The 12,589-nt window shown below is 70.9% G+C and carries 11 protein-coding genes and 2 tRNA genes; 8 read left to right on the top strand and 5 right to left on the bottom strand.

The features are described from left to right. Positions 1-63 precede the first annotated feature (63 nt). Together FB563_RS42810 and FB563_RS08175 are read left to right on the top strand one after the other, a co-directional pair. Positions 64-237 (top strand): hypothetical protein, encoded by a 174-nt coding sequence (locus FB563_RS42810; RefSeq protein WP_167528473.1) that lies wholly within the window; start codon positions 64-66, stop codon positions 235-237. A gap of 48 nt (positions 238-285) precedes the next feature. Beyond that, the gene (locus FB563_RS08175) at positions 286-1,383 is read left to right on the top strand and encodes a YlbL family protein (protein WP_055709273.1); all 1,098 of its coding nucleotides are present in this window, start codon (positions 286-288) and stop codon (positions 1,381-1,383) included. Between the two features lie 83 nt (positions 1,384-1,466). Here FB563_RS08175 and FB563_RS08170 read toward each other — a convergent pair whose 3' ends face one another. Continuing rightward, positions 1,467-2,009 (bottom strand): PPA1309 family protein, encoded by a 543-nt coding sequence (locus FB563_RS08170; protein ID WP_055709272.1) that lies wholly within the window; start codon positions 2,007-2,009, stop codon positions 1,467-1,469. Positions 2,010-2,173: 164 nt separating this feature from the next. On the opposite strand from FB563_RS08170, the gene FB563_RS08165 reads away from it, so the two are divergent. The 4 genes from FB563_RS08165 to FB563_RS08150 all read left to right on the top strand — a co-directional run bounded on the left by FB563_RS08165 (position 2,174) and on the right by FB563_RS08150 (position 7,358). Then, on the top strand, positions 2,174-5,086 hold the full coding sequence (locus FB563_RS08165; RefSeq protein WP_107100762.1) for a UPF0182 family membrane protein: 2,913 nt from the start codon (positions 2,174-2,176) through the stop codon (positions 5,084-5,086). A gap of 41 nt (positions 5,087-5,127) precedes the next feature. Continuing rightward, positions 5,128-5,201 (top strand) — tRNA-Met (locus FB563_RS08160). Between the two features lie 204 nt (positions 5,202-5,405). Next, the gene (locus FB563_RS08155) at positions 5,406-7,208 is read left to right on the top strand and encodes a tetratricopeptide repeat protein (protein ID WP_208766287.1); all 1,803 of its coding nucleotides are present in this window, start codon (positions 5,406-5,408) and stop codon (positions 7,206-7,208) included. 76 nt (positions 7,209-7,284) lie between these two features. Beyond that, positions 7,285-7,358: transfer RNA gene (locus tag FB563_RS08150), tRNA-Met, on the top strand. Positions 7,359-7,595: 237 nt separating this feature from the next. Here the strand turns inward: FB563_RS08150 and FB563_RS08145 are convergent. Then, positions 7,596-8,012, bottom strand: a complete 417-nt coding sequence (locus FB563_RS08145) for a Fur family transcriptional regulator (protein WP_079048896.1) — start codon at positions 8,010-8,012, stop codon at positions 7,596-7,598. Between the two features lie 156 nt (positions 8,013-8,168). On the opposite strand from FB563_RS08145, the gene FB563_RS08140 reads away from it, so the two are divergent. Next, a complete protein-coding gene (locus FB563_RS08140; protein WP_208766286.1) occupies positions 8,169-9,620 on the top strand; it encodes a catalase in 1,452 nt (483 codons plus the stop codon). 89 nt (positions 9,621-9,709) lie between these two features. Here the strand turns inward: FB563_RS08140 and FB563_RS08135 are convergent, their stop codons facing one another. Then, positions 9,710-10,105, bottom strand: coding sequence for a CBS domain-containing protein (locus FB563_RS08135; protein ID WP_055707546.1), 396 nt, complete (start codon positions 10,103-10,105; stop codon positions 9,710-9,712). Between the two features lie 149 nt (positions 10,106-10,254). Next, complete coding sequence (gene hisN / locus FB563_RS08130; protein WP_055707547.1) at positions 10,255-11,055, bottom strand: histidinol-phosphatase; 801 nt, start codon at positions 11,053-11,055, stop codon at positions 10,255-10,257. A gap of 297 nt (positions 11,056-11,352) precedes the next feature. On the opposite strand from hisN, the gene FB563_RS08125 reads away from it, so the two are divergent. Next, positions 11,353-11,961 (top strand): TetR/AcrR family transcriptional regulator, encoded by a 609-nt coding sequence (locus tag FB563_RS08125; protein ID WP_244329013.1) that lies wholly within the window; start codon positions 11,353-11,355, stop codon positions 11,959-11,961. Positions 11,962-11,986: 25 nt separating this feature from the next. On the opposite strand, the gene FB563_RS08120 is transcribed toward FB563_RS08125, so the two are convergent. Next, complete coding sequence (locus tag FB563_RS08120; protein ID WP_055710522.1) at positions 11,987-12,586, bottom strand: hypothetical protein; 600 nt, start codon at positions 12,584-12,586, stop codon at positions 11,987-11,989. Positions 12,587-12,589: the final 3 nt, after the last annotated feature.

Here is a 12,589-nt window from a genome sequence, read left to right as displayed (position 1 = left end):
CAGTGCGGATGGTTAATCTGCTGATCAGTCAGTTGCGGACGCTCATGGCGTTGGGAGGTCGGCATGGGGGCGCTTGTCTGGCTGCTGATTCCGCTGGTGGCCGCGATCGGCGGCGGACTGTGGGGCAGTTGGGCCAATCGGACTCGTAAGATGCGCGGCGACGGCCCGGAGCTGGACGGCTATGCCCGGTTCCGCGAGGCCATGGAGAGGTCCCACACGGGTGCCGGCGGCGCGTGACGGGTGCCCTGACGGTGCGCTGACAGAGGCGTCCCGTACTGTCGTGGCATGCCACGCCGCACCGCGACGATGCTCGCCTCCACCCTGATGCTGATCGCGCTCCTGTGCGCGGGAGTGCTCATCCCCGTGCCGTACGCGGAGATGTCCCCCGGCCCGACCGTGAACACGCTCGGGGACCACGACGGCGAGCCGGTGCTGCAGATCTCCGGGCACAGGACGTACCCGACCGACGGCAACCTGAACATGACGACGGTCCGGGTGACCAGCGCGAACTTCCGCATGAACCTGGTGCAGGCGGTCTACGGCTGGCTGGACCCCGACACCAAGATCGTCCCGCACGACACGCTCTACCCGAACGGGACGACCGAGGAGCAGTCCTCGCAGCAGAACGCGGAGGAGTTCAGTCAGTCCCAGGAGAGCGCCAAGGTCGCCGCGCTGAAGGAACTGGGCGTCCCGGTGAAGTCCTGGGTGATCGTCTCCACGGTCGTCAAGGGCTCGCCGGCCGAGGGCAGGCTGCACGCCGGTGACGTGATCAAGGCCGTCGACGGCACGGCCGTGAAGCAGCCCTCCGACGTCGCCAAGCTCGTCACCAGGCACAAGCCCGGGCAGAACGCCGTCTTCACCGTCGTCCCCGCCAAGGAGCAGGCCGCCGCCGAGAAGGCGCACAGGACGGCGAGCAGGACGCAGGACGTCACCATCACCACGACCACGTCCGACGACAGCGGCGCCAAGCGGGCCATCGTCGGGATCTCCGCCGGCACCGACCACACCTTCCCGTTCACGATCGACATCAAGCTCGCCGACGTCGGCGGGCCCAGCGCCGGTCTGATGTTCGCCCTCGGCATCTACGACAAGCTGACCCCGGGCAGCCTGACCGGCGGCAAGTTCGTCGCCGGCACCGGCACCATCGACGACAACGGCACCGTCGGGCCGATCGGCGGCGTCGAGATGAAGACCGTGGGCGCCCGCGACCGGGGCGCCCAGTACTTCCTGACGCCCGCCGACAACTGCGCGGCCGCCGCCAAGGACACCCCGGGCGGGCTCACCCTGGTCAAGGTGAAGGACATCGGCGACGCGCTCGACGCGCTGAAGGACATCCGCAGCGGCAACACCGCGGCGCTGCCCAAGTGCACCACCAAGGGCTGAGCGGCACCCGCGCGCGACGGTGACACGGCTGGGGGCGCCCCCGGGACAGGGGCGCCCCCAGCGCCGTACCGAACCGGCCGGGATCAGTCCGCGAACGTCGCCGCCAGGGCCTCGGCCAGGCCGGGCACCAGGTCGGGGCCGGTCAGGACCTCCGTCGGGGAGTCCTTCTCGCGCAGCCGCAGCGCCGACTCGCGCCCGCCGTCGCGCAGCACCGCGACCGTCATGCGCACCTCCTGGCGCTCGGGGTGGTCGGCGACCCACTTGGCCAGCTTGGCCTCGCTCAGGTTCTCCGGGACCTGCGCCTCGGCGGACGGCGGCAGCATCAGGCGCTCCACCGAGAGCGCGCAGCCGACCACCGCGTCCGGCCAGGCGATGGTGCCGAGGAACTCGTCCAGCGGCTTGCCGGACGGGATCTCGTCCTGCTCGATCGGGGTGAGACCGGCGGAGGCGGACTCGTCCTCAAGGCCCAGCTGGGCCGCGAGCGCGGGTTCCTGAGCCCGCAGCCGTGCGGTGTCGACAAGGGCGAAGAGGCGAGCGGGCTGGTCCCAGCCGAGGCCGGAGACGTACTCGTCGATCTCGAGTACGGCCCGGGTGAGCGGGCTCGCTGCCATGGGAGTGTTGGACATGGTCACAATCCTGCCTCGTTCCCCACCCGAATCGGGAACCGACCAAAGCGTGAGTAAGTTGCATAGGTGTGGGTCCGCGATCACGGGGGGCCACGGCGGGTCCGCGAACACGAGGGCCCGACGGATCGACAGCGAACTTCGAGGTGCGCACCTTGGCTTTCCAGATGCCGGACCGCGGCGGAGGCCCGACGGGGCCACGGATCAGAGCGGGACGACCGTCCCGGGGTGTCCGGACCCTGCTGATGACCCTGGGCGTCCTGGCCGTCCTCGGCATGGCGTTCACCATGTTCGCGGGCTTCTGGACGGACTGGCTGTGGTACCGGTCGGTGCACTACTCGTCGGTGTTCACGACCATGCTGTGGACCAAGATCGGCCTCTTCTTCGTCTTCGGGCTGCTGATGGCGGTCGCGGTGGGGGTCAACATCTGGCTGGCGCACCGCCTGCGGCCCCCGCTGAGCGCCATGTCCATGGAGCAGCAGAGCCTCGACCGCTACCGGATGGGCATCGCGCCGTACAAGACATGGCTGCTGCTCGCCGTCACCGCGCTCGTCGGGCTGATCGCCGGCGCCTCGGCGGCCGGCCAGTGGCGGACCTGGCTGATGTGGGTCAACGGCGTGCCCTTCCACCAGAAGGACCCCCAGTTCCACCTCGACGTCTCCTTCTACGCCTTCGACCTGCCCTGGTACCGCTTCCTGCTCGGCTTCGGCTTCGCCGCCGCCATCCTCTGTCTGATCGCCGCCGCGCTCACGCACTATCTGTACGGCGGGCTGCGCGTCACCAGCCCCGGCGCGCGGGCCACCGCCGCCGCGACCGGTCATCTGTCGGTGCTGCTCGGCGTCTTCGTCGCCCTCAAGGCGGTCGCCTACTGGCTCGACCGGTACGGCCTGGCGGTCAAGTCCAGCGACTTCAAGGCGACCGGCAACTGGACCGGCCTGCGTTACGTCGACGCCAACGCCTATCTGCCGGCGAAGACGATCCTGTTCTGCATCGCCGTCATCTGCGCGCTGCTGTTCTTCGCCACGCTGTGGCGGCGCACCTGGCAGCTGCCGGTCATCGGCTTCGGCCTGATGGTCCTCTCGGCGATCCTGATCGGCGGTCTGTACCCGGCGATCGTGCAGAAGTTCCAGGTCCAGCCCAACGAACAGGCCAAGGAAGCCCCGTACGTCCAGAAGAACCTCAAGGCGACCCGCGAGGCGTACGGCATCGACGACACCAAGGTCACCGAGTACGCCGGCAAGTCCACGGCCTCGGACAAGACCGGTCTGCGCAGTGACGCGGACGACGCGGCGAGCATCCGGATCATGGACCCGAACATCGTCTCGCCGACGTTCCAGCAGGCGCAGCAGATGAAGAAGTACTACGCCTTCCCGACCAACCTGGACGTCGACCGGTACCCCTCGAAGGACGGCAAGGACGGGAAACAGGACACGGTCCTCGGCCTGCGCGAGCTGAACCTGGACGGCGTCCCGAGCAACAACTGGATCAACGACCACTTCCGTTACACGCACGGCTACGGCGTGGTCGCCGCCAAGGGCACCGAGGCCGACGACCAGCGCCAGCCGGTCTTCACCGAGTCCGGCCTGCCGTCCAGGGGTGACCTCGGCCCGTACCAGCAGGGTATCTACTACGGCGAGAAGACCACCACGTACTCCATCGTCGGCGGACCGCAGAAGGAGGTCGACTACTCGAGGGACGACGGCACCGAGAAGACCACCAGGTACACCGGCAAGAGCGGCGTCAACCTCGACAACCCCCTCAACCGGGCAGCGTACGCGGTGGCGTTCAACGAGCCGCAGATCCTCTACTCCGGCGCGATCGGCAAGGGCTCGCGGATCCTGTACAACCGCACGCCCAAGGAGCGCGTCGAGGCGGTCGCCCCCTGGCTGACCATCGACGGCGACACCTACCCCGCGGTCGTGGACGGCCATATCCAGTGGATCGTCGACGCGTACACGACGTCGAACGGCTACCCGTACTCCTCGCGTACGACCCTCGGCGACACGACGGCCGACTCGCTGACCGCCACCAACAACAACCGCGCGGTGGTGGCCCAGCAGAACCAGGTCAACTACATCCGCAACTCGGTGAAGGCGACCGTCGACGCGTACACCGGCGAGGTCAAGCTGTACCAGTGGGACACCCAGGACCCCGTGCTGAAGACCTGGATGAAGGCCTTCCCGGGCACCGTGCAGCCGAAGAAGGCCATCTCGCAGGACCTGCTGTCCCATCTGCGCTATCCGCAGGACCTGTTCAAGGTCCAGCGCGAGCTGCTCACCCGCTACCACGTGACGGACGCGCAGACGTTCCTCACCGGCAGCGAGGTCTGGCAGGTGCCCGACGACCCGACCAACGACTCGGGCAGCGCGGTGCCGCCGTACTACCTGAGCATGAAGATGCCGGACCAGAGCCGGCAGTCGTTCTCGCTGACGACGACGTTCACGCCGAACGGACGGGACAACCTCAGCGCGTTCATGGCGGTCGACTCCGATCCGGGCACCAGTGACTACGGCAAGATCAGAATCCTGAAACTGCCGACGAGTACGACGGCCGACGGTCCCAAACAGGTGCAGAGCCAGTTCAACTCCCGGCCGGACATCGCGGAGACGATCAGCCTGCTCACCCGCGGGCACTCCAAGGTCGAGTACGGCAATCTGCTGACCGTGCCGCTCGACGGCGGGCTGCTGTACGCGGAGCCGGTCTACGTCCTCGGCGGTAAGCTGAAGTACCCGTTGCTGGGCAAGGTACTGGTCACCTACAACGGCAAGACGGCGTTCGAGGACACCCTCGACCAGGCGCTCAACAAGGTGTTCGGCGTGGACGGTTCGACCACCACACCACCGGACACCGGCACCACCAACCCGCCGTCCTCCGCCAATCCGACCGTCCAACAGGCCCTGACCGACGCCCAGAAGGCGTTCGACGCGGGCCAGCAGGCCCTCAAGGCGCCGAACGGCCCGGACTGGACCGCGTACGACAAGGCGCAGAAGGACCTGAAGGCCGCCCTGAAGCGGGCCGAGGAAGCGCAGGCCAAGGCCGGCAAGAACGGCAGCACCGGCAGCACCGGCAGCAAGAGTTGATCAAGCGCAGCCCGCGTCGTGGTACGGTTGACACGCAACGGCGCGGGGTGGAGCAGCTCGGTAGCTCGCTGGGCTCATAACCCAGAGGTCGCAGGTTCAAATCCTGTCCCCGCTACTGCAGTCGAAGGCCCGGATCCCAAGGGATCCGGGCCTTCGTGGTGTGCGAACTCATGTGCTGAGGGGAGGGACGGCCGCGCCGCCGTGGGGAGTTCGGGGGTGTGTGTTTGACTTGTCGTCCTGTGGGCATGTCGACAAAACGCTGAAGTGACCTCACGGGCTGCGGTATACCGGGTGTACCCAGGTTGCAGGTGGTGCGACGATGGACGTTATGGGGGACAAGGCAACTCTGTTCGAGTCAGGGCGATTTGCGCAGGCTTCCGGTGAGGAACCGTCCCGTGACGAAATGACCGACATGGGGGAAGCCGCCGAGGAGGTACGCCTCGGACTCGCCGCGCAGAACGGCGACGCCGAGGCGGCGAGCGTCCTCGGAGCCATGCTGCTGCGCCGCGGCGACCTCGACGGAGCCGAACCCCAGCTGCGGGCCGCCACCGCGGCCGGCGACCGGGCCGCCGCCAACAACCTGGGCGTGCTGCTGCACCAGCGCGGCTACCCCGAGGAGGCCGCCGGCTGGTGGCGCATCGCCGCCGTCGCCGGTTCCGCCGCCGCCGCGCACGCCCTGGGCCGCTACCACCGTGAGCGCGGGGACGAACCCGCCGCCGAGTACTGGCTGCGCCAGTCCGCCGAGCAGGGCCATGTCCTCGGCGCCTACGCGCTCGCCGACCTGCTGGAGCACCGCGGGGACGTCGGCGCCGAGCACTGGATGCGGGCCGCCGCCGAGCGGGGGCACCGGGAGGCCGCCTACCGGCTGGCGCGCGCGCTCGACACCGCAGGGCGCGAGGACGAGGCCGACAACGCTGTCGCCGAGGCGGAACAGTGGTACCGGCAGGCCGCCGCGCGCGGTCACCGGCGGGCCGCGCTGCACCTCGGGGCGATCCTGGAGAAGCGCGGGGAACTGAAGGAGGCCGGGCGCTGGTACCTGACCTCCGCCAAGGACGGCGAGCCGCGGGCCGCCTGCGCGCTCGGCTTCCTGCTGCGCGACGCCGGGGACACCGAGAGCGCGGCCGTGTGGTGGCTGCGCGCTGCCCAGGAGGGCGACGGCAACGCGGCCAACGCGCTGGGTGCGCTGCACGCCGAGCGCGGCGAGACGCAGACCGCCGAGCGCTGGTACCGGGCGGCGCTGGACGCCGGTGACGACAACGGCGCCTACAACCTCGGGCTGCTCTGCGCCGAGCAGGGCCGCACCGCGCAGGCCGAGCAGTGGTACCGGCGGGCCGCCTACGCCGGGCACCGGGAGGCCGCCAACGCGCTCGCCATCCTGCTGCTCCAGGGCGGTGACACCACCGGCGCCGAGCCGTGGTTCTCCAAGGCCGCCGAGGCCGGCAGCGTGGACGCCGCGTTCAACCTCGGCATCCTCTACGCCGGACGCGGCGAGGAGACCACGGCGCTGCGCTGGTACGAGCGGGCGGCCGCCGCCGGGCACACCGAGGCCGCGCTCCAGGTCGGGATCGCCCGGCTGCGTGCGGGCGAGGAGCAGGAGGCCGAGCGGCATCTGCGGTGCGCGGCGGGCGGGGGCAGCGCGGAGGCGGCGTACCGGCTGGCGGCGCTGCTCGACGCGCGGCGGCCGCCGGAGCCGGCGCACGAGCTCGGCGAGATCGTGCACGAGAGGACCGAGTGCGAGGAGTGGTACGAGCGGGCGGCGGCCCAGGGGCACCGGCGGGCCCAGGTGCGGGTCGGGATGCTCGCGGCGGCGCGGGGCGACGTGGTCGAGGCGGCGCGCTGGTACCGGGCGGCGGCGGAGGCCGGGTCGCGCAACGGCGCCTTCAACCTCGGGCTGCTGCTGGCGCGGGAGGGGAGCGAGCCGGAGGCCGCGGTGTGGTGGACGCGGGCGGCGGATGCCGGGCACGGCCGGGCGGCGCTGCGGCTGGCCCTTGTCTACGCGCGTCGGGGTGAGCTGGCGGAGGGGCAGCGCTGGGCCGACCGCGCGGTCGAGCTGGGCCCGGCGGAGGTGTCGGAGCGGGCGGGGCGGCTGCGGGATGCGCTGCGGGAGGAACTTTCAGCGTGACCAGGTGAGCCCGGCCACGTCCCGGGGAACCGATTTGCTTCCGTCGACCTCCCTCACGTAATGTCGTGTTCACCGACGCGGGGTGGAGCAGCTCGGTAGCTCGCTGGGCTCATAACCCAGAGGTCGCAGGTTCAAATCCTGTCCCCGCTACTGAAGGCCGAGGGCCGGAATCCAGAGATGGGTTCCGGCCCTCGGTTTTTGCTCGTCGCACATACGCAAAGAGCGCCGGGTGTACGCAAAGGCGCCGGGGTGCGCGAAGAGCCCGGGGTGCGCGAAGAGCCCGGGGTGCGCGAAGAGCCCGGGGTGCGCGAAGAGCCCGGGGTGCGCGAAGAGCCCGGGGTGCGCAAAGAGCCCCGGCGGCCGCCGGGGCTCCGAAGAAGCGGTGGGTTACGCCTTCGCGCAGTCCGGGCACAGCCCGCGGTACGTCACCTCGACGTCCGACACCGTGAAGCCGAAGCGCTCGGTGTCGGGGAGGTCGGCGAGCGGGTTGCCCAGGGGGTGGACGTCACGGATCGCTCCGCACTGGGCGCAGACCAGGTGGTGGTGCGGCCGGTGTGCGTTCGGGTCGTAGCGCTTGGCGCGTTTGTCCGTCGTGACTTCCAGCACCTCGCCGAGCGAGACCAGCTCACCCAGCGTGTTGTAGACGGTCGCCCGGGAGATCTCGGGCAGCTTCGCGACAGCCCGGGCGTGGACCTCGTCGGCCGTCAGGTGCACATGGTCGCCGTCGAGGACCTCGGCGACGACGCGCCGCTGCGCGGTCATCCGCCATCCGCGTCCACGCAGCCGTTCCAGAAGGTCACTCATGGACAACAGCCTAACAGCAAGGGGGACCAGGACGGGAATAGGTGTGAGTTTGGATTGATATTTGACTTGGACTGAGTCCAATGTAGGATCCAGAACGGCTTTGGCCACAGGACAGGACTGGGACAGGACCGGTCAGGAATGACGCAGGAGGCGCGCGTGACGCAGGGACCGCTCACCACGGAGGCCGGTGCTCCGGTCGCCGACAACCAGAACAGCGAGACGGCGGGCGTCGGCGGACCGGTCCTCGTCCAGGACCAGCTCCTGCTGGAGAAGCTCGCCCACTTCAACCGGGAGCGCATTCCGGAGCGGGTCGTGCACGCGCGGGGTGCGGGCGCCTGCGGCACCTTCACCGTCACCGCCGACGTCACGCCGTACACCCGCGCCGCCTTCCTCTCCGAGGCCGGCAAGGAGACCGAGGTCTTCCTGCGCTTCTCGACCGTCGCGGGCAACCTCGGCGCGGCGGACGCGGTCCGTGACCCGCGGGGCTTCGCGCTGAAGTTCTACACCGAGGAGGGCAACTACGACCTCGTCGGCAACAACACCCCGGTGTTCTTCATCCGGGACGCGATCAAGTTCCCGGACTTCATCCACACCCAGAAGCGCGACCCGTACACCGGCAGTACCGAGGCCGACAACGTGTGGGACTTCTGGTCGCTGTCGCCGGAGTCGACCCACCAGGTGACCTGGCTGTTCGGCGACCGCGGCATCCCGGCGTCGTACCGCCACATGGACGGCTTCGGCTCGCACACCTTCCAGTGGAACAACGCGGCCGGCGAGGTCTTCTGGGTCAAGTACCACTTCAAGACCGACCAGGGGATCAAGAACCTCACGGCGGCGCAGGCCGAGGCGCTCGCGGGCAAGGACCCCGACTCGCACCAGCGCGACCTGCGTGAGGCGATCGAGCGCGGGGAGTTCCCGAGCTGGACCGTCGGTGTGCAGATCATGCCGGCGGCGGACGCGGCGACGTACCGCTTCAACCCGTTCGACCTGACCAAGGTCTGGCCGCACGCGGACTACCCGGTCATCGAGATCGGCAGGCTGGAGCTGAACCGCAACCCGCGGAACATCTTCGCCGAGGTCGAGCAGTCGGTCTTCAGCCCCGCGCACTTCGTGCCGGGAATCGGCCCCTCGCCCGACAAGATGCTCCAGGGCCGCCTCTTCGCGTACGGCGACGCGCACCGCTACCGTGTCGGCATCAACGCCGACCACCTGCCGGTGAACCGCCCGCACGCCACCGAGGCGCGCACCAACTCCCGTGACGGCTTCCTGTACGACGGCCGGCACGGCGGCGCGAAGAACTACGAGCCGAACAGCTTCGGCGGGCCGCAGCAGACCGGCCGTCCGCTGTGGCAGCCCGTCTCCGTCGACGGCTCCACCGGTGGCCACCCGACGCCGGTGCACGCCGAGGACGACGACTTCGTGCAGGCGGGCAACCTCTACCGGCTGATGTCGGAGGACGAGAAGGAGCGTCTGGTCGAGAACCTGGCGGGTGCGCTCGCGCCGGTCTCCCGCGAGGACATCGTCGAGCGCGCGATCGGCAACTTCCGCCAGGCCGACGCCGACTTCGGCAAGCGGCTGGAGGCGGCGGTGCAGGCGCTGCGCGGCTGAGCCGGCGGCACATCGGGTGTCGCTGGACGGGCCGGACCCCACGGTGCTCGGGGTCCGGCCCGTTCCGCGTGTTCAGGGCGTCCGGGGCGTCAGAGCGCCGGTGCGGGCTCGCGGGCCGGGGTCCAGCAGCGGATGATGTCGCGGACCGAGACGATGCCGGCCACCTCGCCGCGGTCGAGGACGACGAGGTGCCGGAAGCCGCCGTGGGCCATGGCGCGGGCGGCCTCTTCCAGGGTCCAGGTGGGCGCCGCGAAGACGACATCGGTGGTGGTGTGGGCGTGGGTGCGTTCCGTGTCGGGGTTCTGGCCGAGGCCGACCGAGTTCAGGATGTCGCGTTCGGTGAGGATGCCGATGCCGCCGGCGTCCGGGTCGAGCACGACGGCGGCGCCGACGCGGCGGGCGGACATCAGGGCGGCTGCCTGGCGGAGGGTGTGGGCAGGGCCGACGGTGAGGATCACCGTGCTCATGGCGTCTCGGACGAGCATGGGTGGGGCCACCTCCTAGGAATCCGGTGCGCTAGTTCCCGAATTCACAAGTTCACAAGTGGGGGTGTACCCAGAGTGCCAGGTAAAGGACGGGTCAACAAGGGGGCGCGTGGCGCCAGTTGAGGGCGTACCGGGAGTACTCCCGTGCCTCACTGGCGCGGGTTGAGATACCCCAGCAACTCGTCGTGCAGCAGGCCGTTGGACGCGACCGCGTTGCCGCTGTGCGGGCCCGGACGGCCGTCGAGGCCGGTGAAGACGCCGCCGGCCTCCGTGACGACGATCGCGTTGGCGGCCATGTCCCACAGCGACAGCTCCGGCTCCGCGCAGATGTCCACGGATCCCTCGGCGACCATCATGTACGGCCAGAAGTCGCCGTACGCGCGCGTGCGCCACACCTGGCGGGTGAGGTCGAGGAAGCCGTCGAGGCGGCCCTGCTCCTCCCAGCCGGAGAGGGAGGAGTACGCGAAGGACGCGTCCTCGAGCTTGCCGACGCCGGAGACGTGAATGCGGCTCGCGGAGGTCAGGCTGCGGCCGGTGAAGGCGCCGTGGCCCTTCGCGGCCCACCAGCGGCGGCCGATGGCGGGGGCGGAGACGAGGCCGACGACGGGCTCGAAGCCGCCCTCGCCCGCTTCCATCAGCGCGATGAGGGTCGCCCACACGGGGACGCCGCGGACGTAGTTCTTGGTGCCGTCGATGGGGTCGATCACCCAGCGGCGGGGGCCGGAGCCCTCGATGCCGTACTCCTCCCCGAGCACCGCGTCCCTGGGGCGGGCGCGCTGGAGCTGGCCGCGGATCAATTCCTCCGCCGCCTTGTCCGCCTCGCTCACCGGGGTCATGTCCGGCTTCGTCTCCACCTTCAGGTCGAGGGCCTTGAAGCGGTCCATGGTGGCGGCGTCGGCGGCGTCGGCGAGGACGTGGGCCAGGCGCAGGTCGTCTAGGTAGTCCGGCATGAAAGGAACGGTATCCGCCGGGGGTGGTGGGGGCTAGCAGGGGCGGGCGGTGTCGGGGCCTGTGCTGCGGGCGGGTGGCTGCGATTGCTGCAGCTGGCTCCCTGACGGGGCGGGCGCTGCGGCCGGCCGGGGGGTCGGGTCGCTCGCCGGGTGCCTCTCCGCTCTCGGCTTCGCTCCAGCGGGGGCACCCCCGCCGCCCACCGGCGCGAACCCGGCGCCCGAACCCCCGCGAACCCTTGACAGTGCATACAAGCGCGTCAAATCTGGGCGCAGAGCCGCTCCGCCCCCAGGGAGGCGATGATGCCTGCTGCCCGGGAGTCCCTCCTGGACGCCGCCTGTACGGCCCTCGCGCGCCGGCCGTGGTCCGCGGTGCGGATGGTCGACGTGGCCGCGACGGCGGGGGTGTCCCGGCAGACCCTGTACAACGAGTTCGGCAGCAAGGACGGACTGGCGCGGGCGCTGGTGCGGCGGGAGGCCGACGGATACCTCGCCGGAGTGGAGCGGGCCCTCGCCGGGCCGGGCGAGCCGGGGGAACGGCTCACCGCCGTCGCCGAGTGGACGAGCTCCGCCGCGCGGGGCAACGCGCTGGTACGGGCCATGCTCACCGGCTGCTGGAGCGAACGGCTGCCCACCCCGCCGCTCGCCGCCGTCCCGTCCTCCTCCTCGGTGCCGGCGCAGCGCCGCGCCGACGGCCCGCTGCCCACGCCCCGCGACTTCGTACGGATCGTGCGGGACCGCGCGGTCGCCGCCCTCGCGGGCCCCACGGCCACCCCCGCCGACGCCGCCGAGCTGGCCCGCCCCTGCGAACTGGCCGTACGCCTCGCCCTGTCCTGCGTCGCGGCGCCACCGGAGGAGGGCGGCATGGCCGAGCTGATCCGAGCGGTCGTCCCGCGCCAGGCGGTGTGATTCCCGGGTCTCTGTTGCTCCGGTCTCAGTACGGTCCGCCGCGGAAGTACCGAGCCCCGTACGGCCGGGCGTGGTCGCCGCGCTCGTGGGCGGCGTCGGATCGGTGCGCGGGCGCCGGGCGTTCCGCCAGCGTGCGCAGCCGCTCCAGGCCGGCCAGCACCTCGGCGCGGTGGCGGGACTCCTTCATCCACCGGGGCAGTCGCGGGAACATGGCCCGCGTGGCCCCGGTCCCGCCCTCGCGCAGCGTGGCACGGATGTAGCCGGCCAGCGCGTCGACGTGCGCCACGTTGTAGGCCCACAGGACGCGGCTTGCGCAGCGCGTCTGCAGCCACAGGGGGCGCAGGAAGAACGGGTCCTCGGTCCCGCCGAGTTGCGCCGCGACCAGCCCGCCACCCCGCACGGCGGCCTTCCACTCCGCGTTCGCGCCGCATGCCGCACACGTGAGCCGACGGGGCCGGAACAACAGCTCGGAGTAGTACCTGAGGGCCGGAAGACCGGGGCGCTCGGCGACGTCCGCCCGGCCGCCGCAACCGGGACACACCACCAGGATGCGGTCGGCGAACCGGGCCAGCCATTCCCCTTGGTCAAGGTGCCGGACCGGGCCGGTGCCCTGCTCGAAGTCCATGCC

It is taken from the genome of Streptomyces puniciscabiei, assembly GCF_006715785.1.
In the GTDB taxonomy this organism is placed as follows: Bacteria; Actinomycetota; Actinomycetes; order Streptomycetales; family Streptomycetaceae; genus Streptomyces; species Streptomyces puniciscabiei.
The sequence above is the reverse complement of the archived record's forward strand: the minus strand, read 5'-3'. Positions and strand labels throughout refer to the sequence as shown.

Bases quoted from the DNA above. Each gene is read 5' to 3' on its own strand.
- FB563_RS08170 (WP_055709272.1), bottom strand. From the start codon at position 2,009: ATGTCCAACACTCCCATGGCAGCGAGCCCGCTCACCCGGGCCGTACTC.
- FB563_RS08155 (WP_208766287.1), top strand. From the start codon at position 5,406: ATGGACGTTATGGGGGACAAGGCAACTCTGTTCGAGTCAGGGCGATTT.
- FB563_RS08175 (WP_055709273.1), top strand. From the start codon at position 286: ATGCCACGCCGCACCGCGACGATGCTCGCCTCCACCCTGATGCTGATC.
- FB563_RS08135 (WP_055707546.1), bottom strand. From the start codon at position 10,105: ATGCTCGTCCGAGACGCCATGAGCACGGTGATCCTCACCGTCGGCCCT.
- FB563_RS08120 (WP_055710522.1), bottom strand. From the start codon at position 12,586: ATGGACTTCGAGCAGGGCACCGGCCCGGTCCGGCACCTTGACCAAGGG.
- FB563_RS08125 (WP_244329013.1), top strand. From the start codon at position 11,353: ATGATGCCTGCTGCCCGGGAGTCCCTCCTGGACGCCGCCTGTACGGCC.
- hisN (WP_055707547.1), bottom strand. From the start codon at position 11,055: ATGCCGGACTACCTAGACGACCTGCGCCTGGCCCACGTCCTCGCCGAC.
- FB563_RS08145 (WP_079048896.1), bottom strand. From the start codon at position 8,012: ATGAGTGACCTTCTGGAACGGCTGCGTGGACGCGGATGGCGGATGACC.
- FB563_RS08165 (WP_107100762.1), top strand. From the start codon at position 2,174: ATGCCGGACCGCGGCGGAGGCCCGACGGGGCCACGGATCAGAGCGGGA.
- FB563_RS42810 (WP_167528473.1), top strand. From the start codon at position 64: ATGGGGGCGCTTGTCTGGCTGCTGATTCCGCTGGTGGCCGCGATCGGC.